The organism is Pseudarthrobacter oxydans, from assembly GCF_030812335.1.
Taxonomy (GTDB): Bacteria; Actinomycetota; Actinomycetes; order Actinomycetales; family Micrococcaceae; genus Arthrobacter; species Arthrobacter oxydans_B.
In genome coordinates this window covers 204049-229089 of the sequence record NZ_JAUSSN010000002.1, presented here as the reverse complement: position 1 = coordinate 229089, position 25041 = coordinate 204049, and the positions used below count along the sequence as shown (strand labels likewise).

Annotated in this window: 22 protein-coding genes and 2 riboswitches; of the genes, 17 read left to right on the top strand and 5 right to left on the bottom strand. The window is 69.2% G+C overall.

The features are described from left to right. The first annotated feature begins 46 nt into the window (after window positions 1–46). The 5 genes from ligA (at window position 47) to J2W14_RS04245 (ending at window position 5042) form a co-directional block, all read left to right on the top strand. A complete protein-coding gene (ligA, locus tag J2W14_RS04265; RefSeq protein ID WP_307458846.1) occupies window positions 47–2350 on the top strand; it encodes an NAD-dependent DNA ligase LigA in 2304 nt (767 codons plus the stop codon). After that, window positions 2347–3186, top strand: a complete 840-nt coding sequence (locus J2W14_RS04260; RefSeq protein WP_307458842.1) for an inositol monophosphatase family protein — start codon at window positions 2347–2349, stop codon at window positions 3184–3186. Before ligA ends, J2W14_RS04260 begins: the two co-directional genes overlap by 4 nt. 122 nt (window positions 3187–3308) lie before the next feature. Beyond that, window positions 3309–3812 carry a GNAT family N-acetyltransferase gene (locus J2W14_RS04255; RefSeq protein WP_307458839.1) on the top strand — a complete coding sequence of 168 codons (504 nt, stop codon included), beginning with the start codon at window positions 3309–3311 and terminating at the stop codon, window positions 3810–3812. 85 nt (window positions 3813–3897) lie between these two features. Further along, window positions 3898–4419, top strand: coding sequence for a hypothetical protein (locus tag J2W14_RS04250; RefSeq protein ID WP_307458836.1), 522 nt, complete (start codon window positions 3898–3900; stop codon window positions 4417–4419). 239 nt (window positions 4420–4658) lie between these two features. Beyond that, window positions 4659–5042: a RidA family protein gene (locus tag J2W14_RS04245; protein WP_307458833.1), complete on the top strand. Its 384-nt coding sequence runs from the start codon at window positions 4659–4661 to the stop codon at window positions 5040–5042. Between the two features lie 81 nt (window positions 5043–5123). Here J2W14_RS04245 and J2W14_RS04240 read toward each other — a convergent pair whose 3' ends face one another. Then, a complete protein-coding gene (locus J2W14_RS04240) occupies window positions 5124–5795 on the bottom strand; it encodes a response regulator (RefSeq protein WP_307458831.1) in 672 nt (223 codons plus the stop codon). Next, entirely contained in the window at window positions 5788–7554 is a 1767-nt protein-coding gene (locus J2W14_RS04235) for a sensor histidine kinase (protein ID WP_307458828.1), read from the bottom strand. Before J2W14_RS04235 ends, J2W14_RS04240 begins: the two co-directional genes overlap by 8 nt. Window positions 7555–7713: 159 nt before the next feature. Between J2W14_RS04235 and J2W14_RS04230 the strand changes: the two genes are divergently transcribed. The 5 genes from J2W14_RS04230 (at window position 7714) to J2W14_RS04210 (ending at window position 13574) form a co-directional block, all read left to right on the top strand. Next, window positions 7714–9189, top strand: coding sequence for a CitMHS family transporter (locus J2W14_RS04230; RefSeq protein ID WP_307458826.1), 1476 nt, complete (start codon window positions 7714–7716; stop codon window positions 9187–9189). Between the two features lie 163 nt (window positions 9190–9352). Further along, on the top strand, window positions 9353–9649 hold the full coding sequence (gene gatC / locus J2W14_RS04225; RefSeq protein WP_056432749.1) for an Asp-tRNA(Asn)/Glu-tRNA(Gln) amidotransferase subunit GatC: 297 nt from the start codon (window positions 9353–9355) through the stop codon (window positions 9647–9649). Window positions 9650–9653: 4 nt separating this feature from the next. Further along, window positions 9654–11249, top strand: coding sequence for an Asp-tRNA(Asn)/Glu-tRNA(Gln) amidotransferase subunit GatA (gene gatA / locus J2W14_RS04220; RefSeq protein WP_307458823.1), 1596 nt, complete (start codon window positions 9654–9656; stop codon window positions 11247–11249). Continuing rightward, the gene (gene gatB, locus J2W14_RS04215) at window positions 11249–12754 is read left to right on the top strand and encodes an Asp-tRNA(Asn)/Glu-tRNA(Gln) amidotransferase subunit GatB (protein ID WP_307458821.1); all 1506 of its coding nucleotides are present in this window, start codon (window positions 11249–11251) and stop codon (window positions 12752–12754) included. Before gatA ends, gatB begins: the two co-directional genes overlap by 1 nt. A gap of 172 nt (window positions 12755–12926) precedes the next feature. Further along, window positions 12927–13574, top strand: a complete 648-nt coding sequence (locus J2W14_RS04210; RefSeq protein ID WP_307458818.1) for a hypothetical protein — start codon at window positions 12927–12929, stop codon at window positions 13572–13574. On the opposite strand, the gene J2W14_RS04205 is transcribed toward J2W14_RS04210, so the two are convergent. Further along, window positions 13571–14485, bottom strand: coding sequence for a LysR family transcriptional regulator (locus tag J2W14_RS04205; protein WP_307458816.1), 915 nt, complete (start codon window positions 14483–14485; stop codon window positions 13571–13573). The two genes, J2W14_RS04210 and J2W14_RS04205, sit on opposite strands and share 4 nt — an antisense overlap. A gap of 164 nt (window positions 14486–14649) precedes the next feature. Between J2W14_RS04205 and tdh the strand changes: the two genes are divergently transcribed. The 4 genes from tdh to hutI all read left to right on the top strand — a co-directional run bounded on the left by tdh (window position 14650) and on the right by hutI (window position 19381). Next, window positions 14650–15696: an L-threonine 3-dehydrogenase gene (gene tdh / locus J2W14_RS04200; protein WP_307458815.1), complete on the top strand. Its 1047-nt coding sequence runs from the start codon at window positions 14650–14652 to the stop codon at window positions 15694–15696. A gap of 49 nt (window positions 15697–15745) precedes the next feature. Beyond that, window positions 15746–16954, top strand: coding sequence for a glycine C-acetyltransferase (locus tag J2W14_RS04195; RefSeq protein WP_307458810.1), 1209 nt, complete (start codon window positions 15746–15748; stop codon window positions 16952–16954). Window positions 16955–17036: 82 nt separating this feature from the next. Next, window positions 17037–18161, top strand: a complete 1125-nt coding sequence (locus J2W14_RS04190) for an NAD(P)/FAD-dependent oxidoreductase (RefSeq protein ID WP_307458808.1) — start codon at window positions 17037–17039, stop codon at window positions 18159–18161. Window positions 18162–18172: 11 nt separating this feature from the next. Continuing rightward, window positions 18173–19381, top strand: coding sequence for an imidazolonepropionase (gene hutI / locus J2W14_RS04185; protein WP_307458806.1), 1209 nt, complete (start codon window positions 18173–18175; stop codon window positions 19379–19381). Between the two features lie 34 nt (window positions 19382–19415). Here the strand turns inward: hutI and J2W14_RS04180 are convergent, their stop codons facing one another. Further along, on the bottom strand, window positions 19416–20096 hold the full coding sequence (locus tag J2W14_RS04180) for a histidine phosphatase family protein (RefSeq protein WP_307458804.1): 681 nt from the start codon (window positions 20094–20096) through the stop codon (window positions 19416–19418). 64 nt (window positions 20097–20160) lie between these two features. On the opposite strand from J2W14_RS04180, the gene J2W14_RS04175 reads away from it, so the two are divergent. After that, entirely contained in the window at window positions 20161–20943 is a 783-nt protein-coding gene (locus J2W14_RS04175; RefSeq protein ID WP_307458801.1) for a CPBP family intramembrane glutamic endopeptidase, read from the top strand. A 187-nt stretch (window positions 20944–21130) separates the two neighbouring features. Here the strand turns inward: J2W14_RS04175 and J2W14_RS04170 are convergent, their stop codons facing one another. Continuing rightward, entirely contained in the window at window positions 21131–21769 is a 639-nt protein-coding gene (locus J2W14_RS04170; RefSeq protein ID WP_307458797.1) for a VOC family protein, read from the bottom strand. Window positions 21770–21973: 204 nt separating this feature from the next. Beyond that, window positions 21974–22089, top strand: a riboswitch (SAM riboswitch). Between the two features lie 64 nt (window positions 22090–22153). On the opposite strand from J2W14_RS04170, the gene J2W14_RS04165 reads away from it, so the two are divergent. Further along, on the top strand, window positions 22154–23470 hold the full coding sequence (locus J2W14_RS04165; RefSeq protein ID WP_307458794.1) for a bifunctional o-acetylhomoserine/o-acetylserine sulfhydrylase: 1317 nt from the start codon (window positions 22154–22156) through the stop codon (window positions 23468–23470). Between the two features lie 133 nt (window positions 23471–23603). Next, a riboswitch (SAM riboswitch) is annotated at window positions 23604–23719 on the top strand. An 11-nt stretch (window positions 23720–23730) separates the two neighbouring features. Beyond that, on the top strand, window positions 23731–24933 hold the full coding sequence (gene metX, locus J2W14_RS04160) for a homoserine O-acetyltransferase MetX (protein WP_307458791.1): 1203 nt from the start codon (window positions 23731–23733) through the stop codon (window positions 24931–24933). The last annotated feature ends 108 nt before the right edge of the window (window positions 24934–25041 follow it).

Genomic DNA, 25041 nt, shown 5'->3' with positions numbered 1-25041 from the left:
CGATCCCTGACCGGACATTGTCGGGGATCTAGGGCAGGATAGGTCTGTGAGCACAGGGAACACTGCAGCAGAAGCCGAAACACAGACCCCCTCCGAGGCCGTGCGCGAGGAGTACGAGGTCCTCGTCGAGGAGGTCCGTAAACACCGCTTCGCGTACTACCAGGAGGACGCGCCGATCATTTCGGACGCCGAGTTCGACGAGCTCTACCGGCGCCTGGAAACGATCGAGGCCATGCACCCGGAACTGGTGGCCAACGATTCCCCGACCCAGGAGGTGGGCGGCGAGGTGTCCGCCGCCTTTACCGCCGTCGAACACCTGCAGCGGATGTACAGCCTGGAGGACGTCTTCTCCCTCGAGGAGCTGGAGGCGTGGATCGCCAAGGCGGAAGCGAACATCGCCAGGCTCGGCAACGGGACCCCGGCCTGGCTCACCGAACTCAAGATCGACGGCCTGGCCGTCAACCTGCTCTACCGCGACGGCGTGCTGATCCGGGCCGCCACCCGCGGCGACGGCACCACGGGGGAGGACATCACCCACAACGTCCTCACCATCAAGGAAATCCCGCAGCAGCTCAGCGGCACCGGTTTCCCGGCGGAGATGGAAGTCCGCGGCGAGGTCTTTATCCCCTCGCAGGCCTTCGCCGAATTCAACGAGGCGCTGATCGAGGCCGGCAAGGCGCCGCTGGCCAACCCCCGCAACGCCGCCGCCGGCTCGCTGCGCCAGAAGGACCCGGCGGAAACCGCCAAGCGCCCGCTCCGGATGTACGTGCACGGCATCGGCGCCCGCGAAGGACTCGACACGGCCAGCCAGTCGGAGACCTACCGTCGGCTCGCCGAGTGGGGTCTGCCCACCAGCCCGTACTTCGAGGTCCTGCCCGGGCTGAAGGACGTGCTGGAATTCATCACCCGCTACGGCGACAAACGCCACAGCCTCACCCACGAGATCGACGGCATCGTAGTCAAGGTCGACGACTTCGCCACCCAGCGCGCGCTCGGCTACACCTCCCGGGTTCCGCGCTGGGCCGTCGCCTACAAGTACCCGCCCGAGGAAGTGCACACCAAGCTGCTGGACATCGCGGTCAATGTGGGCCGAACCGGCCGGGTCACCCCGTACGGGGTGATGGAGCCCGTCAAGGTGGCCGGCTCCACCGTGGAGATGGCCACGCTGCACAACCAGGAAGTCGTTAAGGCTAAGGGCGTCAAAATCGGCGACATTGTGGTGCTGCGCAAGGCCGGGGACGTCATCCCGGAGATCGTCGGGCCGGTCCTGGCCCTGCGCGAGCAGCAGGATCCGCCGGTCCGGGACTTCGTTATGCCCACCGAATGCCCCGCCTGCGGCACCCCGCTGGCGCCGGCCAAGGAGGGGGACGTGGACATCCGCTGCCCCAACGCCCGCTCCTGCCCAGCGCAGCTGCGCGAACGCGTGTTCCACCTCGCCGGCCGAGGCGCTTTCGACATCGAGGCCCTCGGCTGGGAAGCCGCCATCGCCCTGACCCAGCCGGCCGAGCCGGAAACCCCGCCGCTGACCACCGAGGCGAACCTGTTCCGGCTGACCCCCGCGGACCTGGCCGACGTCCGCATCCGGCGGGAAAAGCGCTCCAAGGGCGTGGCCACCGGAGAGTTCGAGCTGGTGCCGTACTTCTTCAGCAAGGGCACCGCCAAGACCCCATCCAAACCCACGGCCACCACGGAGAAGCTGTTCCGCGAACTGGAGAAGGCCAAGACCCAGCCGCTCTGGCGGGTCCTCGTGGCGCTCTCCATTCGGCACGTCGGCCCCCGGGCCTCCCGCGCCCTCGCGACGGCCTTCGGCAGCATGGACAACATCCGGCAGGCCTCCGAGGAGGAGCTCGCCCACGTCGACGGCGTCGGGCCGGTGATCGCGGCGGCCCTGACCGAATGGTTCACCGAGGACTGGCACCGCGAGATCGTCGACACCTGGGCGGCCGACGGCGTCCGGATGCAGGACGACCGCGACGAGTCCACGCCCCGGACCCTGGAGGGACTGACCATCGTGGTGACCGGCAGCCTGGAGGGCTTCAGCCGGGACGAGGCGAAGGAAGCCATCCTGATCCGCGGCGGCAAGGCCTCCGGCTCGGTCTCGAAGAAGACGGACTACGTTGTGGCCGGCGAGAACGCGGGCACCAAGCTGGACAAGGCCGAACAGCTCGGCGTGCCGGTCCTGGACGAGGACGGCTTCCGCGCTCTGTTGGCCAACGGCCCGGCGGACGGCGCGGCCGGTCCTTCGGCCGGAAGTCCCGCGGAACCGCACGCCGCCGTGGACCGGGACGACGCCGGCGACGGACCTGTCGAGGACGCCGAAGAGGACCACCAGGAAGTCGTGGCCGAATGAGCGCCGGCACCCCCGAACCGTCCGCCGGTTCCCTGCCGGCCGCGCTGCTGGAACTCGCGCAGCAGGCGGCAGCGGCCGGGGCTGCGGTGCTGGCCGGCCGGAAGACCGCCGGGCTGGAGGTCACCAACAAGGGCGACTCCGGGGACTGGGTGACCGCGTTCGACCTGGCCGCGGAAACCGCCGTCCGGAACGTCATCACCGCGGCGAGGCCGTTCGACACCATCACCGGCGAGGAAGGCGGCACCGTCCTTCCGGCGTCGCCCAGCGGCTACCGCTGGTCCATCGACCCCCTCGACGGGACCACCAACTTCATCCGCAACATCGTCTACTACGGCACCTCCGTCGCCGTGGCGGACCCCGACGGCGTCTGGCTGGCCGGCGTCGTGCACGCCCCGGCCCTGGGCCGGAGGTACTACGCGCTCCGCGGGCAGGGCGCCTGGCTCGAGGAAGACGGCAGGCTGACGCAGCTGTTCGGGCCGGTCGCGGGGCGCGCCGGGCAGATCCTGGCCACCGGTTTCAGCTACGATCCGGACGTGCGTGCCGAGCAGGCGGCCGGCCTCGGCAGCATCATGGACGGCTTCGCCGACGTCCGCCGGCTCGGTTCCGCCGCCCTGGACCTCTGCCTCGTGGCGGACGGCACCCACGACGCCTACGGTGAACGGGGCCTGAACGAACACGACTTCGCCGCCGGCGCCCTGATCGCCGAGGAGGCCGGCTGCTGGGTGCGCCGCCCGCGGCTGACCAGCCCGCTGGACGGCGGCCCCTCCGACGACGAACGCCTCGCGGCCTGGACCTGCGCCGGGACGCTGGAACTCTCGGGCAAGTTCCCGCTCTGACCCGGCCCCTTGACGGCAGCACCTCGACCCCCGGCCTTTGCGGGCAGCGCCGTTCTGATAGTTCAGTCACGGAAACCGCTGTTCCGTGATCAGGCGCGGGAGCCCGCCCGTACCATGGACAGGTGCATCCTCAGATCCTCATCCGCCCCGCAGTTCCGGCCGACTACGACGCCATCGCGCGCATCACCCGGGACGCCTATCTGGCCGCAGGCTACTTTGAGAACGCCGACCACCCGTACATGCGGCAGATCCAGGACGTGGCCCGGCGGGCCGCGAAAGCCACCATCTGGGTGGCGGAGCGCGCGGGAAGCGTCATCGGCTCCGTGACCCTCGCCGTCGCCGGGGAACCCTACGCGGACATCGCCGAGACCGACGAGCTGGAATTCCGGATGCTCGTCGTGGACCCGGCCGTACAGCGCAGCGGTGCCGGCAAAGCCATGGTCCACGCTATCCTGGACCATGCCCGGTCGCTGCCCGGAATCAATGCCGTGGCGCTGACCACGGGCCTGACGTGGGAAAGCGCCCACGGGCTCTACCAGAAGACCGGCTTCCAGCGGGCGCCCGAGCGTGACTGGATCGTGCCGAACACCGACATTCGGCTGCTGGTGTACCGCCAGGAGCTGTAGGCCCGCCGGACGGCCGGAACCGGACGGCCTCCGCTCCCGTTGGGGTAGGGTTTGGGACAATCGAAACGCCCAACCTGGAGGATCCATGGCACCGCACATCCCCGGCTCGATCGACGAGAAGCTCCTCGGTCTGTACCTCTCGGACCACCTGACCGGCGCCACCGCCGGCGTCTCCCGGATCCAGCGCATGGCCGAGGCCTTCGCCGACACCCCGGTGGCCGCCGAGCTGTCCCGGGTCAATGCAGAAATCACCCGGGAGCGCGACGTGCTCTCCGGGCTGATCCGGGATCTGGGCGTGCGGCGGCGCCCGCACCGCCAGGCCGCCGCCTGGCTTGCCGAGCACGCCGGCCGGCTCAAGCTGAACGGGCGGATCGTGCGCCGGTCCCCGATGACCATGGTGCTGGAGGCCGAGCTGATGCGCGCCGCGATCCTGGGAAAGCTTGGCGGCTGGCAGACCCTGGAAGAGCTGGCCCCCGAGCTCGGACTAGACCCGGCGACCTTCAGGAAATTTGGCGACGACGCCCGGTCCCAGATCGAGGCCCTCAGCCGCGTCCACGAGCACGCCCGCAGCAACGCCTTCCGCAAGAGCCGGGATATCACCACGTAGCCCGTCAAAGTGCCGGGCAGTCTCCGTCCGGGGGCACTTTGGGCACAATGTTCGACGCCGGCGCTTTAGTTGACGGCGCCTCCGCGCCAATGTGCCCCCGGAGTGCCGAAAGCCCCGGCAGCGGGGTGCAGCCCGGCAAGAACCCAACCCACCCGACACATTTGCGCCGGTTTACCGGCAGCGCCGCCCGCCGCCCTAAAGTGGTGCCGACTCCACGGCACACTGCGAAAGGCACCTCCATGCGCAAGACATTCGGCACCGGTTCCGTCTGGGAACAGAAGGTCGGCTACTCCCGGGCGGTCCAGGTGGACAACACCCTCTACATCTCCGCCACCGCCGCCAGTGGCGAGGACGGCGTCGTCGGGGAGGACTTCTGCACCCAGACCCGCTACATCCTGGACAAGCTCGGCACCGTCCTGGCCGACGCCGGCTTCGGCTTCGCCGACGTGGTGCAGTCCAAGCTGTACCTGACGGACATCAGCCAGTGGGAGGAAGCCGGACGCGCCCACGGTGAAGTCTTCGGCGAGATCCGCCCCACCCTGGCCCTGGTCCACGTGCTGCCGTTCCTGGATCCCAAGATGCTGGTCGAAATCGAACTCGTCGCCCAGAAAAGCACCCGCTGACCCCAACGCGGGGTCACTACCGGCCCATCTCGGGGGTCCGGATGGGCCGTAAGTGACCCCGCGTTACTTTAGGGGCGGGGATCAGGCGCCTGCTGACGGCGGCAGCCCGTAGCGGTGCTCGGGCCGGCCGGTGGTGCCGTAGCGCAGCTGGATGTCGACGGCGCCGTCGTCGGCCAGCGCTGAGAGGTACCGCTGGGCGGTAGCCCGGGAGACGCCCACGCGGGTGGCCACCTCGGCCGCCGAGTACTGCTCGCCCGGCACCAGCGATTCCAGCACTGCGGCCTCCGTGGCGGACCGGGGCTTGGCGGAGGGAATGACGTCCCCGGGGATCAGCGCGCGCTTGGCCCGTTCCACCGTGTCCTGCGTGACGTTCCCCGGCTGGGCCAGGATCCGCCGGTAGCGCGCATAGGAGCGCAGCTGCTGGGACAGCGACTCGGCCGTGAACGGCTTGAGCAGATAGCCCAGCGCCCCGCGCCGGAACGCGAGCCGGAGCGAGGCCGTGTCCGAGGCGGCGCTCAGGATCATCGTGTCCACGTCCAGCTGGTGCAGCAGGTCCAGGCCCGATGCGTCCGGCAGGTAGACGTCCAGCAGCACCAGGTCCGGGCGCAGGCTGTGGATGGCCTGCAGTGCCAGCGACGCCGAGCCGGCCGGGGGCAGGGCCAGGAATCCCGCCACCGAGTCCACATAGGCCGCATGCAGCTTGGCGACGTGGAAATCGTCGTCGACGATCAGCACCCGGAAATCCTCAGACATCGTTGTCCCTTTCGTTGGGCGCCGTCGCGTTGGGCTTTGTCGCATTGGGCGCTGTCGCATTGGGCGCCGTCGTCCCCGGCAGGGTCGCCATGAACACCGCGCCGGGGCCGCCGGGGGAGCCGGCGTCCAGCACCTTCACGTCCCCGCCGCGGCGGCGCGCCAGCTGCCGGGCCAGCGCAAGGCCCAGGCCCTGGCCGGCCCCCGCCCGGGCCGGGCGCTCCGACGTCGTGAATCCTTCCGCGAACACCGCGTCAGCACCGGATGTGGCGGTACCGCCGGCCCCGGCGGCAGGCAGCCCGTCGCCGGAATCCCCGACGACGATCAGCAGCGTCCCGCCGCCGCCCCCGGTGCCGGGCTCGTCGAGCACCTCCACCTCGACCCAGCGCTCCGGCGCGGAGCCCGCGACGGCGGCGTTCACCGCGTTGTCGATCAGGTTGCCCAGGACCGTGGTGACTTCCTGCGGCTCGGTGACCTGGCCCCGAACCAGGGTTTCCGGGCCGAGCCGCAGGGTCACGCCGCGTTCGTCCGCTTCCACGCCCTTGGCGCCGAGGAAGGCCTGCAGGTACGGGTCCTGGAGCAGCTCGGCCTGGTCCACCGGGAACTTCAGCGGCCCGGTGGCGGCCAGCCGGGCCAGGTAGTCGCGGGCCTGCTGGTGCTGGCCGATGCTCATGAAGCCGGCGATGGTGTGGAGCTGGTTGGCGAACTCGTGCCGCTGGGCCCGCAGCGCGGTGGACATGGTGCCCACGGCGTCCAGCTGGCGGGTCAGCTGCTGGAGCTCGGTCCGGTCCCGCAGCATCACCACCCAGCCCAGGTCCTCGCGGCCGTGCAGCGCCTTCCGGGCGCTCGCCACCAGCACGCGCCCGCCGGCGACCAGTTCGACCGCGTCGCCTTCCGCGGCGTCGGCCCGGGTCAGGGCGGGCAGCTGGGCGGGTACCGGGGCGTCGGCCCACGGCGTCCCGGTCAGATCGGGCTGACCCAGCAGGCGCTGGGCCGCGGAGTTGAACACGCTGATCCGGCCGTCCGCCGCGACGCCGATCACGCCGTCGTCGACGCCCTGCAGGACCGCGACCTGGTCGTGGACCAGGGTGCTGATTTCCTCCGGCTCCAGGCCCAGGGTCAGCCGCTGGAGCCGGCTCCGGAGCAGGAAGGAGGCGAGCACACCGACCAGCAGGGCGCCGGCGGCGATCAGGGCGATCGGGACGATGTCCCGGGAGAGACTCTGGCTGATGGATTCCGTGGAGTAGCCCACACTGACCTCACCCACGACGGTGTCAGAGCCCGGGGCGAACACCGGAACCTTGGCCCCGGCGGAGGGGCCCAGGGTGCCGGTGTTCCGGGTGGTGACTTCCTTGCCGGCCAGGGCCTCGGTCGGGTCCGTGCTGACCCGTTCGCCGAGCCGCTCCGGATCGGGGTGCGCGAGCCGCAGGCCGGCCTCGTCGGTGATGACCACGAACAGGGCGCCGGTGCGGGTGCGGGCACCCTCGGCGGCGGCCATCAGCGGCCCGGCGAGCAGTTCGGCGGCCGGGGGAGTGCCGGGCTGGGCGCTGATCTGCTGCACCTCGGCACGGACCTCAGGGTCCGAGGCCACGGTCCGGGCCAGCGTCAGGGCCTGGTTCTCCGCCTCGCGCCCCAGCCGGTCGAAGGTCAGCCAGCCGTGCACGGCGCTCGTCAGCAGCACCACCAGCGCCACGACCCCCAGCTGCAGCAGCAGGGTCTGCGTGGAGAACCGCAGGGGAGCCCGGCCGGTTGAGCGTGGCACGGCGGTCCTCCTTCGAATGTGAGCACAATGCGCAAAATGCGTCCAATAAGCAGTATGCCAATCAAATGAGGCAAAGACCCAGCCGTGACGCGGGCCACTCTAACGTCTGTAGTACGCATCACACCGGGGTGGTGCGATTCAAGGAAGAAGGAGCCGGCCGTGCTGGTATTACTAGGATTCGCCATGATCGCGGTATTCATGGTGCTGATCATGACAAAGAAGCTGACGCCCGTGCTGGCGCTCATCATCGTCCCCACCGTCTTCGGACTCTTCGCCGGCGCAGGCCTCGGCATCGGCCCGATGGTCATGGACTCGATGAAGTCGATGACGTCCACGGCGGCCCTGCTGATGTTCGCCATCATCTACTTCGGCCTGATGATCGACGTCGGGCTCTTCGACCCGCTGGTCCGGTTCATCCTGCGCAAGCTCGGCAACGACCCCGCAAAGGTCGTCCTTGGCACGGCCATCCTCGCCGCCGCGGTATCGCTCGACGGCGACGGCTCCACCACCTTCATCCTCACCACCGCCGCCATGCTGCCGGTCTATCTGCGCCTCAAGATGAGCCCCGTGGTCCTGACCTGTGTGGCGGGCCTCGCCAACGGCACCATGAACATCCTGCCTTGGGGCGGCCCCACCGCCCGTGCCGCAACCGCGCTGAAGCTCGACGTCAACGACGTCTTCGTCCCGATGATCCCCTCGCTGATCGCCGGCCTCGTGGTCGTGTTCGTCTTCGCCTGGCTCCTGGGCCTGCAGGAGCGCAACCGGCTCCGCGCCGTCGCCCCGGAGATCTGGGACCCCGCTGGTACGTTCGACGGCGGCACCGCCACCGGCGGCAGCGGCACCGGCCGCTTCGGTTTCGGCGGCAAGGGCTCCGCCCCTGCCGGGGGAGTCCCCGCCGTCGGAAGCCCCGCCACCGGAGGATCCTCCGTCGCCGTCCTGGAACGCACCGAGGACCTCGTGGACGACCACGATTCGGCCATGGCCGACACCGCGCTGGACCCCAACCGCTCCACCCTGCGGCCCAAGCTGTTCTGGTTCAACCTCGGCCTGACGGTGGCAGTCATGGTGACGCTCGTTGCCAACGTTGTTCCGCTCCCGTACGTCTTTATGGTGGGTTCTGCCATCGCCCTGCTGGTCAACTTCCCGAACGTCAAGGAACAGAGCGCCCAGCTGATCGCCCACGCACCCTCGATCGTCGCCGTCGTCAGCATGGTCATGGCCGCAGCCGTCCTGACCGGCGTCCTGAACGGCACCGGCATGGTCAAGGCCATGTCCGAATGGCTCGTGGCGATCATCCCGGCCGACATGGGCCCGTTCATGGCCATCATCACCGGTGTGCTGAGTATCCCGATGACGTTCTTCATGAGCAACGACGCCTTCTACTTCGGCGTCCTGCCGGTCCTCAGCGAGACCGCGGCACACTACGGCGTCAGCGCCGCGGACATGGCCCGCGCATCCATCACCGGCCAGCCGTTCCACCTGCAGAGCCCGCTGGTCCCCGCGATCCTGCTCCTTGTGTCCCTCGCCAAGGTTGACCTGGGCGACCACCACAAGAAGGTCCTCTGGCGCACCGCAGTCATCTCCCTCGTCATGCTCGCCGTGGGAGTGCTGACCGGAGCCATCGGCATCGGCTAACAAACCTCGAGGTGACAGTTCGCGCCGGTGTTTTCCTAAAACATCGGCGCGAACTGTCACTTCGGCGTTAACGCCCTTGCCGCAGGGGGTCCGCCGGGAAGTAAGCGCAGGGGAACCCACGTAGACTGGGACGGAAAATAATCCGAACTTGCAGGGGAGATCCATGGCTGCGATCAACCGCGACGACGTCGCGCATCTCGCGCGTCTCGCGCACATCGAGATGAGTGCTGAAGAGCTCGACAGGATGGCCGGCGAACTCGCCGTCATCGTCGATTCAGTGAAATCCGTCAGTGAAGCCGCCGGTGATGACGTGCCGGCCACGTCCCACCCGATCCCGCTGACGAACGTGTTCCGCGAGGACGTTGTGGGCCACACTTTCACCGCCGAGCAGGCACTCTCCGGCGCCCCGGACGCGTACGAAGGCCGCTTCAAGGTCCCGGCAATCCTGGATGAGGGCTAAGAACATGACTGAGAACAACGAACTGATCCGCTCCTCCGCCGCGACGCTCGCCGGCAAGCTCGCCGCCCGCGAAGTTTCCGCCGTCGAGGTCACCCAGGCGCACCTGGACCGCATCGCCGCCGTTGACGGCAGGGTCCACGCCTTCCTGCACGTCAACACGGACGAGGCGCTCGCCGTCGCCGCCGAGGTCGACGCGATCCGCGCCGCCGGCGGCGCCGCGGCACAGGAACTGCACGCCCTCGCCGGGGTGCCGATCGCCGTCAAGGACCTGATCGTCACCGTCGGCCAGCCCACCACGGCCGGCTCGAAAATCCTCGAAGGCTGGCACAGCCCCTACGACGCCACCGTGGTCAAGCGGCTGCGCGCCGCGAAGATGCCGATCCTGGGCAAGACCAACCTGGACGAATTCGCGATGGGCTCCTCCACCGAGCACTCCGCCTTCGGCCCCACCCACAACCCCTGGGACCTGGACCGGATCCCCGGCGGCTCCGGCGGCGGGTCCGCCGCCGCCGTCGCGGCCTTCGAGGCCCCGCTGGCCCTCGGCACCGACACCGGCGGCTCCATCCGCCAGCCCGGCGCCGTCACCGGCACGGTCGGCGTGAAGCCCACCTACGGCGGCGTATCCCGCTACGGCGCGATCGCGATGGCCTCCTCGCTGGACCAGATCGGCCCCGTCTCGCGCACCGTGCTGGACTCCGCCCTGCTGCACCAGGTCATCGGCGGGCACGATCCGCACGACTCCACCTCGCTGCCGGACCCGCTGGAGGACCTCGTGGCCGCCGCGTCGATCGGCAACGTGCGCGGCATGAAGATCGGCATCATCAAGGAACTCCACGGCGAGGGCTACCAGACCGGCGTCGAGAACCGCTTCAACGAATCCCTCGAGCTGCTCAAGGGCGCCGGCGCCGAAATCGTGGAGGTGTCCTGCCCCAACTTCAAGTACGCCCTGGGCGCCTACTACCTGATCATGCCCTCGGAGGCCTCCTCCAACCTGGCCAAGTTCGACGGCGTCCGGTACGGTCTGCGCGTGCTGCCCGAAGACGGCCCGATGACGATTGAACGCGTCATGGGTGCCACCCGCGCCGCCGGCTTCGGCGACGAGGTTAAGCGCCGCATTATCCTCGGCACCTACGCCCTGAGCGCCGGATACTACGACGCCTATTACGGCTCGGCCCAGAAGGTGCGCACCCTGATCCAGCGCGACTTCGACGCCGCGTTCGCCAAGGCCGACGTGCTGATTTCCCCGACGGCGCCGACCACGGCGTTCAAGCTCGGCGAGAAGCTCAACGACCCGCTGGCGATGTACCTCAACGACGTCGCCACCATCCCCGCCAACATGGCCGGCGTCCCCGGGCTCTCCCTGCCCGGCGGCCTGGCCGACGAGGACGGGCTGCCGGTCGGCGTCCAGCTGCTGGCCCCGGCCCGCCAGGACGCCCGGCTCTACCGCGTCGGCGCGGTGCTGGAATCCCTGCTCGAGGCCCAGTGGGGCGGCCCGCTGCTGGACAAGGCCCCGTCACTGACGGACCCGTCCCCGGCGGCGCCTGCCCTGACGGACCCTGCCCTTAACGACACCGTCGCGAGCCACGGAGGTTCCCACTAATGCCTGACGCAACCCTCAGCTTCGAAGAGGCGATGGAGAAGTACGATCCCGTCCTGGGCTTCGAGGTCCACGTGGAGCTCAACACCGAGACGAAGATGTTCTCCTCCGCCCCGAACGTGTTCGGCGACGAGCCCAACACCAACGTCAACGAGGTGGACCTGGGCATGCCCGGCGTGCTGCCGGTGGTGAACCGGACCGCGATCGAGTCCTCGATCAAGATCGGCCTGGCGCTCAACTGCAAGATCGCCGAGAAGTGCCGCTTCGCCCGGAAGAACTACTTCTACCCGGACACCCCGAAGAACTTCCAGACCTCCCAGTACGACGAGCCCATCGCGTACGACGGCTACCTGGACATCGAGCTCTCCGACGGCACCGTCTTCCGCGTCGAAATCGAGCGCGCGCACATGGAGGAGGACGCCGGCAAGCTGACCCACATGGGCGGCGCCACCGGCCGCATCCAGGGCGCGGACTACTCCCTCGTGGACTACAACCGCTCCGGCGTGCCGCTCGTGGAGATCGTCACCAAGCCGATCGAGGGCGCCGGCAGCCGCGCGCCCGAGCTCGCCAAGGCCTACGTCGCCGCGGTCCGGGAGATCGTCAAGAACCTCGGCGTCTCGGACGCCAAGATGGAACGCGGCAACGTCCGCTGCGACGCCAACGTCTCGCTCCGCCCGCACGGCCGCGAACGCTTCGGCATCCGCTCCGAGACGAAGAACGTCAACTCGCTGCGCGCCGTCGAGCACGCCGTCCACTACGAGATCCGGCGGCACGCCGCCGTGCTGGACTCCGGCGAGCCGGTCATCCAGGAGACGCGCCACTGGCACGAGGACACCCGCTCCACGACGTCGGGCCGGCCCAAGTCCGACGCCGACGACTACCGCTACTTCCCGGAACCGGACCTGGTGCCGATCGTCGCCTCCCGCGAGTGGGTCGAGGAACTCCGGGCCACGCTGCCCGAGCCGCCGGCCGCCCGCCGGAAGCGGCTGCAGGCCGACTGGGGCTACTCCGACCTGGAATTCCGCGACGTCGTCAACGCCGGCGTCATGGACGAGATCGAGGAAACCATCGCCGCCGGCGCCACCGCCACGGTGGCCCGCAAGTGGTGGATGGGCGAAATCGTCGGACGCGCCAAGATCGCCGACGTCGACCCCGGCCAGCTCGGCGTCGCCCCGGCGACCATCGTGGAACTGAACACGATGGTCGAGGACGGCAAGATCAACAACAAGATGGCCACCGAGGTCCTCGACGGCGTGCTCGCCGGCGAAGGCACCCCGGCGGAAATCGTCGCCAAGCGCGGCCTGGCCGTGGTCTCCGACGACGGACCCCTGCTCGAAGCCATCGACGCGGCCCTCGCGGCGCAGCCCGGCGTCGCGGACAAGATCCGCGGCGGCAAGGTCCAGGCGATCGGGGCTATCGTCGGCGCCGTCATGAAGGCGACCCGCGGGCAGGCCGACGCCGGCCGCGTCAAGGAACTGATCCTCCAGCGCCTCGGCGTCGAAGGCTAGGTCCAACGCCGGACCCAACTGGCTCGCAGTTGTGGCCGTTCTGAGCGCTCAGAACGGTCCCTGCTGCGAGCTACTTGGGTTAACGGGGGCCATGTTCAGCCGGCCGTTGCGGCCCTATGCTGGTGCCCAAGGGTTCCGGTGACCGGCCGGGCACAGGGGGAAGGGTGAACCGATGGCGGTTCCACAGCGCACCGGATGGAAAAGTGTTGTGTTGGCGGGCGGAATCGTCGTCGCCCTCAGCGGGGCCGGGACGGCTGCGGTCTGGGCCGGCACCGCACAGTCCGTGACCCCGCTAACCAGCCCCACGACGTCGGCGGTCCAGCCACCCGGTAATCCGCCCGCAGAAGTGCAGGCCCACAAGAAGAAGAACCGTGCCATGCCACTGCATGGCGAAGGTGTGGTCAAAAAGGGCGACGGCGGATTCGAGACCCGGCTGACGCAGCAGGGCGCCATCGAGGCCGTTGGCAGTGCGTCGATCACCGTCAAGAGCGAGGACGGCTTTAGCCAGACCTACGCCATCAACGCCGGAACAAAAATCACGAAACTGCCCCCTCCTGCCGCTGACGGCACCATACCGAGAGACAGTGCGGGCAAGCGGCTCAAGCCCGCCGCCGCCACCGCAGCGGACCTCAGGACCGGGGAACAGGTGCGGATCACTGGCGTCAAGGACGGGTCCGGCATCACTGCCGGGCACATTGTTGCCGGAGCCCCGGGCGTTCAGGGGCCGGGTAACGGAGTGGGCAGGGGACTGGGCAACGGATGGGGCAAGCACCTCGGAAACGGGCACTGGAAGGACAAAGCGGCGGGGCGGGCTCCCTAGGGCCGGTCCGTGACCAGCTCGGTCATGATGGTCTGCAGCGCCTCGCAGACCATCATGACCGATCTGCGTTTAAGGTTCTCCGGGCGGGCCAGGATGTCGATCCGGCGCCGGGTGCTGATGCCCTCGAGCGGCCGCAGCACAATGCCCGGATTCAGTACCGGCCGCGCCGTGTACCGCGGCAGCAGCCCGACCACGTTTCCGGTCGCCACGAGCGCCGCGACCGTGGAGTAGTCGTTGATCCGGTGCACGATGTTCAGTTCCCGGCTGGAGACGGCCGCGACGGCGGAGAGCACGTCCGCGGGGGAGTAACCGGTGCGGCTGGTCACCCAGGGTTCCCCGACGACGTCGTCCGCCGTCACCGCGCGCTGCCCGGCCAGCCGGTGCCCGGCCGGCAGCGCGACATCCAGCGGCTCGTGCGCGAGCGGAATCACCGCCACCCGCTCCCCGGGCCAGGCCGCGCTGTGGTCCATCCGGTGTGCGAGCACGAGGTCATACCGGGCGGTCAGCGCGGGGAAGTCCTGCTGGGCGACGTCCTCGTCGGAGAGCAGGATCCGCGGCTGACCCGGCCCTGCCAGCAGCCGGGCGAGCGGGGCGAACAGGGCCTGGCCTGCGCTGTGGAACCCGCTCAGGGTCACCGGCGACACCGGCGAGCCGTGGTACGCGCCGATCGCCGTGCGTGCGTCCGCCATGGCGCTGACGACGGCGGCCCCGGCGTCCGCGAGGACCTGCCCGGCCTCGGTCAGGACCAGGTTCCGGCCCTCCTTGCGGGTCAGCGGGACGTCCACGGATTTCTGCAGGGCGGCCAGCTGCTGCGATACCGCCGAGGGCGTCACGAGCAGGGTTTCGGCGACGGCTTTGACGCTGCCGAGGGCCCCGAGTTCGCGGAGCATCTCCAGCTGGTGGATTTCCATGCCGACCAGTCTATGCGCAAGGCCAAGCTAAATCGTCGATTGAGAAAAATACGGTTGTGCTAACGCTTTGCAGCGGCTCTAATGGGGTGAGTTGACCCACACGAGCTGCCCCGGGCAGCGGATCTACCCGTGCCTGACGAAGGCACAGTCAGGAAGGAAGGCCCATGAAGGCTCTCTACAAGGCCGGCGCCCACGCAGGGTTCGAACTCGTGGACCGTCCCGAACCGGAAACCGGACCGGGCGACGTCAAGATCCGCGTCATGACCACCGGAATCTGCGGCACCGACCTGCACATCCAGTCGTGGGACGCGTGGGCGCAGGGCATCATCAACGCCCCCCTGATCGCCGGCCACGAGTTCTACGGCGAGGTCGTCGAGACCGGCGAGGACGTCCTGGACGTCAAGGCCGGCGACCGCGTCTCCGGCGAGGGCCACATCGTCTGCGGGATCTGCCGCAACTGCCGCGCCGGCCGCAGGCAGATGTGCATCCACACCGTCAGCGTCGGCGTCCAGCGCGACGGCGCCTTCGCCGAGTACGTCGTGATCCCCGAAACCAACGTGTGGGTCCACCAGGACCCGTCCGTGACGCCGGCACTCGGCGCCATTTTCGACCCCTTCGGCAACGCCGTCCACACCGCGCTCAGCTTCCCCCTCGTCGGCGAGGACGTGCTGATCACCGGTGCCGGGCCCATCGGACTGATGGCGATCGCCGTCGCCCGCCACGCCGGCGCCCGCAAGATCGCGATCACCGACGTCTCCGCCCCGCGGCTGGAACTGGCCCGTAAGCTCGGCGTTGACCTGGCGATCGACGTCTCGAAGATGCGCGTCAAGGACGCCCAGCGCGAACTGGGCATGCGCGAGGGATTCGACATCGGAATGGAAATGTCGGGACACCCCACGGCGCTGCCTGAGATGATCGACAACATGAACCACGGCGGCCGGATCGCGATGCTGGGACTGCCCAGCCAGTCGATCGACATCGACTGGGGCAAAGTGGTCACGCACATGCTCACTATGAAGGGCATCTACGGCCGCGAAATGTTCGAGACCTGGTATGCGATGAGCGCCATGCTCTCCTCCAACCCGGTCCTGCACGCCAACATCTCCGCCGTCGTGACGGACACCCTTCCCGCCACCGACTGGGAAAAGGGCTTCGAGATCGCCCGCGCCGGCGTGGGCGGCAAAGTGGTCCTCGACTGGACCTGCTTCTAACCCGCCCCCGATTCGGCCCACCGACCCCACCAGCTGAGGAGCACTACCCATGTATTCAGCCATCAAGGACCAGTTGCAGCACGAGCTGGACGAGATCCGCAGCGCCGGCCTGTTCAAGACCGAGCGGCACATCGACTCGCCGCAGGCCAACCACATCAAAGCCGGGCAGATCGGCGAGTCCACCGCGGACGTGCTGAACTTCTGCGCCAACAACTACCTGGGCCTCGCGGACCACCCGGAGATCATCGCCGCCGCCAAGGCCGCGATGGACGACCGCGGCTTCGGCATGGCCAGCGTCCGGTTCATCTGCGGCACCCAGGACCTGCACCTGGCCCTCGAGGAGCGCGTCTCCAGGTTCCTCGGCACCGAGGACACCATCCTGTTCTCCAGCTGCTTCGACGCCAACGGCGGCGTGTTCGAATCGCTCTTCGGCCCGGAAGACGCCGTCATCTCCGACGCGCTGAACCACGCCTCGATCATCGACGGCATCCGGCTCTGCAAGGCCCAGCGCTTCCGCTACGCCAACCAGGACATGGCGGACCTCGAATCGAAGCTGATCGAGGCCACCACCCAGGAGAACCCGGCCCGCCGCAAGATCATCGTCACGGACGGCGTCTTCTCGATGGACGGCTACCTCGCCCCGCTCGAGGCGATCTGCGACCTCGCGGAAAAATACGACGCCATGGTCATGGTGGACGACTCGCACGCCGTGGGCTTCATGGGCGCCAGCGGCGCCGGCACCCCGGAACACGCCGGCGTCTCGGACCGCGTGGACATCTTCACCGGCACCTTCGGCAAGGCCCTGGGCGGCGCCTCCGGCGGCTACGTCTCCGGCCGCCGCGAAGTCGTCGCGATGCTCCGCCAGAAGGCCCGCCCGTACCTGTTCTCCAACTCGCTGGCCCCGGCCATCGTCGCGGCGACGCTCAAGGCCCTGGACCTCGTCGAGAGCTCCGCCGAACTGCGCAGCAAGCTCTTCGCCAACGCCGCGCTGTTCCGGAACCGGATGTCCGGGGAGGGCTTCGAGCTGCTCCCGGGCGAGCACGCCATTGTTCCCGTGATGTTCGGCGACGCCGTGATGGCCGCCCAGGTGGCCGACGCCATGCTGCACAACGGCGTCTTCGTCACGGCGTTCAGCTACCCCGTCGTCCCCAAGGGCGCGGCCCGGATCCGCGTCCAGCTCTCCGCCGCGCACAGCGCCGAGGACGTGGAGGCCTGCGTGCAGGCCTTCGTGCGCAGCCGCGCCGCCGTCGCCGGCTGAGCGGGGCTTCATAGGCACAGCGGAACCGAGGTTGCGGCGCCACAAACGGCGCCGCAACCCTTCCGTCTGCAAGGATGGACCAATGTCAGCTAATTACGATGTCGTGATTGTCGGCGGCGGTATCGCCGGCCTGTCCCTTGCTTCAGCCCTTGCCGGAAAGTGCAGCGTCGCGCTCGTGGAAGCCGAGCAGACCCTGGCGTACCACGCCTCCTCGCGCTCGGCCCGGCAGCTGATCCCCAGCTACGGCCCTCCCGTGGTGCAGGAGCTCACCCTCCGCACCCTCGAACTGATCGCCGCCCAGGACGCCAACCGGCCCCAACCGGTGCTCTCGCCGCGCAGCTTCATGCTGATCGGCGACGACGCCACCGTCCGGGAGCAGGCCAGCGGCCACATGCGGCCGATCAGCCACGCCGAGGCCCTCGAACTCTGCCCGGCCCTGGTCCCGGACTCCTTCTCCGCCGCCGGCCTGGACACCGGCTCCTTCGCCTGCAACGCGCCCCTGCTGCTCGAGGACCTCCGCCGGCATGCCGAAGCCAACGGCGTGGACATCATCACCGGCGCCCGCGTCCACTCGGCCCAGCGCCTGGGCTCCGGCTGGGAACTCGGCGCCGGACAGGAAGGCTTCCAGGCCGCCGTTGTGGTCAACGCAGCCGGCGCCTGGGCCGACGAACTCGCCGTCCTCAGCGGCGTCGAGAAGGTCCAGCTGCAGCCGTACCGGCGCACCGCGGCGATCGTCGACGTCGAGCACCCCCTCCCGGAAAGCAGCCCCATGGTGGCCGCCGCGGACGACTCCTTCTACTTCCGCCGCGACGGCGACCAGATCCTGATCTCGCCCTCGGAACACGAACCGAGCGGGCCCGAGGACGCGCAGCCGCACCCGGGGGACATCGAACGGCTCATCGCCCGGCTCAACACCCTCACCACCCTGGGCATCCGCGGCGTCCGCCAGGCCTGGACAGGGCTGCGGACGGAAGCGGCCGACGGCGTCCCGGTCGTCGGGTTCGACGCCGAGGCCCCCGGGTTCTTCTGGCTCGCCGGCCAGGGCGGCTACGGCCTCCAGACCTCCTCCGGCATCGCCGAACTCGCGGCCGGGCTGATCCTCGCCGGCCAGGGCGCCGCCTCTGCCGCAGGCGGCAACACAGCCCCGGGTCCGGCATCCCGGACAGTGGAGGCGCTGGCGGCGACGCGCTGGTCCATCCGGCGCTGAAGAATGGACTCATGAGCACCCTGATCACCAACATCGCCGAGCTGATGACCCAGGACCCGGAGCACCGGGTCCTGAAGAACGCAGCGGTGCTGGTCGAGGGCGAACGGATCGCCTGGCTGGGGCAGGCGGCGGACGCGCCGGCCGCCGACGAGGCCGTCGACGCCGGCGGCCGCGCCCTGCTGCCGGGCTGGGTCGATTCGCACACCCACCTGATCTTCGCCGGGGACCGGACCGCCGAGTTCGAGGCCCGGATGGCGGGGGAGAGCTACAGCGCCGGCGGGATCGCCGTGACCACCGGTGCCACCCGGGCCACGGGCGACTTCGACCTCACCCGGCTCGCGCTGGGCCGGGTGGCCGAGGCCGTCTCGCAGGGCACCACGTACCTGGAAACCAAGACCGGCTACGGCCTGGACACCGACAACGAGGCCCGCAGCGCCCGGATCGCCTCGACCGTGGTGGACGAGGTCACCTACCTCGGTGCGCATCTGGTGCCCGCCGGGATGGACGCCGAGGAGTACACGGACCTCGTCTGCGGCCCCATGCTCTCCGCCGTCCGGCCGTTCGTGCGCTGGGCCGATGTCTTCTGCGAGCGCGGCGCCTTCGACGAGGACCAGTCCCGGCGCGTGCTCCGGGCCTGCAAGGATGCGGGGCTGGGCCTGCGGGTGCACGGCAACCAGCTCGGCGAAGGCCCCGGCGTGCGGCTCGCGGTGGAATTCGGCGCGGCCAGCGTGGACCACGTGAACTACCTGTCCGCCGCCGACGTCGACGCCCTCGCGGACAGCTGGTCCGGCTGGGACAGCAGTAAAGGAACCGGGCGCGGCACTGTCGCGACGTGCCTGCCGGCCTGCGATCTGTCGACGCGCCAGCCGCTGGCGCCGGGCCGGGAACTGCTCGACGCCGGTGTGCAGCTCGCGCTTGCCTCCAACTGCAACCCGGGCACCTCCTATACAAGCTCGATGGCGTTCTGCGTCACCACCGCCGTGCTCCAGATGGGCCTCAGCGTCCACGAGGCCGTGCGTGCCGCGACGTACGGCGGGGCGCTGGCCCTCGGCCGGGAATCCGGGACCGACGTCGACGGCGAACGCGCCGTCGGCTCGATCGCCGTCGGCCACCGCGCGGACCTGCACCTGCTCAACGCCCCGTCCGCCACGCACCTGGCCTACCGGCCGGGCATGCCGCTGACCCACGCCGTCTGGCGTGCGGGGGTCCGCGCCCGCTAAGTGACCGCCCTGGTTCCGGACGGAGCCGCGGCGGCTAGAAGAACATCGGCGGGGCGTCCAGCACCGTCTCATCGACGCGCCGGGCCTCCCACTGGCTGAACGGCTTGTCCAGCTCGTACTTGCCCTCCCCGGTGCGGTACAGGGTGCGGACCTCGGCGTTGTCCGGGTTGTTGAGCGACTCGAAGTACTCCACCGACCAGTGGAACCAGCGCATGCAGAACAGCCGCATGGTGAGCCCGTGGGTGACAAACAGCGCGTTGGGGGCGTAGCTCGGCCTGGACCAGTGCCGGTACAGGGTCTCCATAAAGGAGGAGATCCGGTCATAGACATCCGAGCCGGACTCGCCTTCCCGGAAGCGGTAGAAGAAGTGGCCGTAGGCGTTCCGGAGTTCCTTCTGGTCCTCGATCTCACCGGCGATCTGGAAGTTGGCCCAGTCCTGCTCCCGCAGCCGCGGTTCCTCGATCACCCGCTCCACCAGCGGACCGAGGTTGAGCGCCTCCAGGGTCTGGTAGGCCCGCAGGTAAGGGGAGACGTACACGCACACCGGCCGGCCGTCCAGCAGCCGCCGGACCTGCTCCCCGGCCGCCCGGGCCTGCTCCACACCGAGGTCGGTCAACGGAATCCGGTAATCGGGCACCCGGTTGTAGATCGAGGTGTCGGCGTTGGCGGCGGACTGGCCGTGCCGGATCATGATGATTTTCCCGGGCGCACTCATAAACCCCAGCATAGGCGGCAGCGCCGGGTAAGCCGGGCAGGCCAAGACCGGGCAAGATAGAAACATGCTGGTTCCCTCCCGCCGCCGCCTGCGGCTAGAAGTCTGGATCGTCCTGGGCCTGTCCCTGGGGCAGTCCGCCGTGTACTCGGTGGTTCAGCTGCTGGACAAGATGACGCGGGCGCCGCTGGCGGAGGGCACTTCCACCCTGAACCGTTCGCAAAGCAGCCGCGAATACTTCGATCTGACCTACCAGCTGCTGGATATCCTCTTCGCCCTGGTGCCGGTGGTCCTGGCGCTCTATTTCCTCACCGACCACCGGACATCCGGCCTCTCCGGAGGCGGCAGCCGCGGCGCCACGGCGTTCCAGAAGCTCGGCCTCAATTTCGCGCGCCCCGGCAGGGACCTGCTGCAGGGATTCGGCCTGGCGGCGCTGATCGGCATCCCGTCCCTGGGCCTGTACGCCGCCGGCCGGGCGATGGGCATCACGACGGCGATCATCCCCAGCGCGCTGGATTCCTACTGGTGGACCGTGCCCGTGCTGGTCCTCTCCGCGATCCGGCACGGGATCGTCGAGGAGGTGATCGTGGTGGGCTACCTGCTGGACCGTCTCCCCAAGCTCGGCTGGAGCCTGCCGATGGCGATCTTTGCCAGTTCGATGCTGCGCGGCAGCTACCACCTCTATCAGGGCTTCGGGCCCTTCATCGGCAACGCCATCATGGGCGTCATCTTCGCGCTGGTCTACACCAAAACCCGGCGCCTGATGCCGCTGGTCATCGCGCACGCCGTGCTGGACGTTGTCGCCTTCGTCGGCTTCAGCCTCTTCGGCAAGTCCATCGGCCTCGGCTGAGCCTGCACAAAGCAACGCGGGGTCACTTCCGGCCCGTCCGGAGACTCCGGACGGGCCGGAAGTGACCCCGCGTTGCCCTAGAATCGGGGCCCCGGGCAAGGACGGGCCTTAAAAAGTTTCGGCCGCCATCGGTGGGTGACGTCATTGGCACCCGCTGATGGCGGCCGAAGTGTGGGGCGGTGAAGCGTTAGATGGTGACGGCGCCGGAGGCCGTCTCGAACGTCACGGAGAGGATGCCGGGCGTCCCGCGGGGAGCGAGCCAGTTCACGGCCACGTCTTCCAGCGGCTTCTCGACCGGGACACCGAGCCATTCGGTGACACGCTCTGCCGAGCCGGCGATCGTGAGGGCGGACATCTTGACGTTGCTCTCGTAGGCCTTCGACGGATGGAGGTCCGGATCGCCTTCCCACTTGAGCATGTAGGGGACCTGGGGGTCGGCGATGAGCCCCAGGATGCCGATCTGCTTCCAGACCAGCTCGCGGCCGTCCGGGAACTTCCGGTTGCCGTTGACGGCGGCTCGGCCGAGCCGCTCCTCGAACGGGGCGAGGTCGTCGACTTCGACGCACCAGCCCATCCAGCCGCCGCCTGCTTCGGAGCGGGCGCGGACGGCTTGTCCGAAGGGGGCCTTGTCGGAGGCGGGGTGGTTCAGGACCTCCACGACCTCGACATATTTGTGTCCCGCGAGCGGGATGATCATGTTGCGGGTCCCGAATCTGGGATGTACTCCGCCCTTCACGGCTTCGACGCCGAGGGCAGACGCAATTCGTTCGGTGGTGGCAGCGAGGCCATCTTGTTCACAGGCGTAAGAGACGTGATCCATGCGCATGCCCTCATCTTGACACTTTGTGATGCCCCTCTCAGCTTAGGGTCTCCTAACCGTGGTGGGATGTCATTTTTAGGGGGTCTCCGCGGGGCACTATCCCCTATCACCGCGTGGAACGGTAGGGCCATCCGGACCCCTGCGGGCGCGCGACTTCATCTTCGTCACAAAGCTATCCAGAGCCCGGAACCGGTTCCTAGACTGGGCTCAGGTCATGAGTGCCAGCACACAGCCCCGGCTTGCTGGCCGGCAACCCTCGTCACGCGGTGGGGTGCCCCGGGTGCAGACCTGGCCGTCCGGCACCCGCCGGAGGGCAAGCGCGGCTCCAGTGCTGACCCGGGCCCAGAGGCCCCGGTGCGGCCTGTGCCCGGTCCCCTAAGGAGTGTCCCGATGTCCAGTGCCTGGTCCTTCGAAACCCGCCAGATCCACGCCGGCCAGGAGCCGGACAGCGCCACCGGCGCCCGGTCGCTGCCGATCTACCAGACGACGTCGTTTGTCTTCCCCAGTGCCGAAAGCGCCGCCAACCGCTTCGCCCTCGCCGAACTCGCCCCCATTTACACCCGGATCGGCAACCCCACCCAGGATGCCGTGGAACAGCGGGTGGCCAGCCTGGAGGGCGGGCTCGCTGCCCTGCTGCTGAGCTCCGGGCAGGCCGCGGAGACCTTCGCGATCCTGAACGTCGCCGAGGCCGGCGACCATGTAGTGGCCAGCCCCAGCCTGTACGGCGGCACGTACAACCTGCTGGCGCACACCCTGAAGAAGTTCGGCATCTCCGTGACCTTCGTGGAGGACCCGGACAACCTGGCCCAGTGGCGCGACGCCGTGCAGCCCAACACCAAGCTGTTCTTCGGCGAAGTGGTCTCCAACCCGCGCCAGGACGTGCTGGACCTCGAGGGCATCTCGCGGGTGGCTCACGAGGCCGGCGTCCCGCTGATCGTGGACAACACCCTCTCCACGCCGTACCTCATCCGGCCGATCGAATGGGGGGCGGACATTGTGGTGCACTCCGCCACCAAGTACCTGGGCGGCCACGGGACCGCGATCGCGGGCGTGATCGTGGATTCCGGAAACTTCGACTTCGGCAAGGACCCGGAGCGCTTCCCCGGCTTCAACACCCCCGACCCCACCTACAACGGCCTGGTTTACGCCCGGGACCTCGGCAAGGACGGCGCCCTCGGCGCCAACCTCTCCTACATCCTCAAGGCGCGCGTCCAACTGCTGCGCGACCTCGGCTCAGCAGTCTCCCCGTTCAACGCCTTCCTCATCGCCCAGGGCCTCGAGACCCTGAGCCTGCGCGTGGAGCGGCACGTCGCCAACGCCAGCACGGTGGCGGAATGGCTCGAGGCCAGGGACGACGTCGAATCGGTCGCCTACGCGGGGCTGCCGTCCAGCCCCTGGTACGAGCGCGGCCGCAAGTACGGCCCGAAGGGGACCGGCGCCGTCGTCGCCTTCAACATCGCCGGGGGAGCGGAAGCGGGCAAGCGCTTCGTCGACGCCCTCGAGCTGCACTCGCATGTGGCCAACATCGGCGACGTGCGCTCGCTGGTCATCCACCCGGCGTCGACCACCCACAGCCAGCTGTCCCCGGAACAGCAGACCGTCGCCGGGGTGAACCCCGGCCTCGTCCGGCTCTCCGTGGGCCTGGAGCACATCGATGACATCCTCGCCGACCTCGACGCCGGATTCCGCGCGGCCAAAACCGCCTGAGCACCCCCGCCCCCGGCGTCCCGGCCCCGCGGCCGGGCGCCGGGGCCCGGACTAACACCGGAAAGTAGGCGGGGAGTCATAAGTTCGTCACAATCTTCGCCACCGGGCCGCCGCATTTCGTAGACTCAGTGAAGGTCATGAGTGCCAGCGACAGCCCCGGCTTGCTGGCCGGCAACCCTCCTTTTGCGGCGGGGTGCCCCGGGTGAAGACCTGGCCTGCCGGTCAGCTGACGGCGGGCAAGCGCGAAGTTAGGTCCTCACATGACGATTGCCGTCACCCGCCAGGGTGTACCTGTAAACAAGACCTCCCACCCGCATGCCCCGGGGGACACGGCGCCAGACGGCGCTGTCCCGGACAGGGTTGTCCCGGACGGGGCTGCCCCGGACGGAACGGTCCGGTACCTCAGGATCGGAGACCTCGAGCTCGAATCCGGGGCCCGGCTGCCGGACGTCACCCTCGGCTACGAGACCTGGGGGACCCTCAACGAGGACCGCTCCAATGCCGTGCTCATCGAGCACGCGCTGACAGGGGACACCCACGTCACGCGCGGCGCCAGCGAGGAGCCGGGGTGGTGGGAGCAGCTCGCCGGCCCCGGTGCCCCCGTGGACACGGACAGGTACTTCGTCGTCTCGATCAACATCCTCGGCGGCTGCTACGGCTCCACGGGACCCTCGACGCAGGCGCCCGACGGAAAGCCCTGGGGCTCGCGGTTCCCGCTCGTCACGCTGCGGGACACGACCGAGGCCGAAGCCAGGCTCGCGGACGCCCTGGGTATCCGGAGCTGGTACGCCGTGCTTGGCGGTTCCCTGGGCGGGGCGCGCGCCCTGGAATGGGCCGTCAGCTATCCGGACCGGGTCCGGCACTGCGCCGTGATTTCGGTCGGCGCCGCCAGCACCGCCGAACAGATCGCTTTCGCCCAGGCGCAGACCCTCGCCATCCGGCAGGACCCCAACTTCAACGGCGGGGACTACTACGGAGGCCCGGAGCCGGAAGCGGGTCTGGCCCTGGCCCGGCGGATTGCGCACATCACCTACCGCTCGGCCGCGGAGCTGGACGGTCGCTTTGGCCGGAACGCCCAGGACGCCGAGGCGCCGCTGGAAGCCGGATCCCTCGCCGGGCGCGGCCGTTACCAGGTGGAGAGCTACCTCGACCACCAGGGCAACAAACTGGTCCGCCGCTTCGACGCGAACAGTTACATCGCCATCACCGAAGCGCTCATGAGCCATGACATCAGCCGGGGCCGCGGCGCCCTCGCCGAGGCCCTGGCTCCGGCCACGGCGGAGTTCCTGTTGGCGGCCGTCGACTCGGACCGGCTGTATTTCCCGGCCCAGTCCCACGCGCTCGCCGCTGCCCTGCCGGGCGACGTCGTCGTGCACACCATCGAGGCGCCGATCGGGCACGACGGTTTCCTGACCGAGATCGGCCAGCTCAACAGTCAGCTCCGACGGCACTTCTTCGGCTAGATCCTTCGGCCTGTCTTCTGCCCGGCACAACGGCCATGCCGATCTCCTGCACGAATCCGTGGACGAAAGCTCGGGAAAAGAGACCAATTGTGCAATTTTGCAGATACG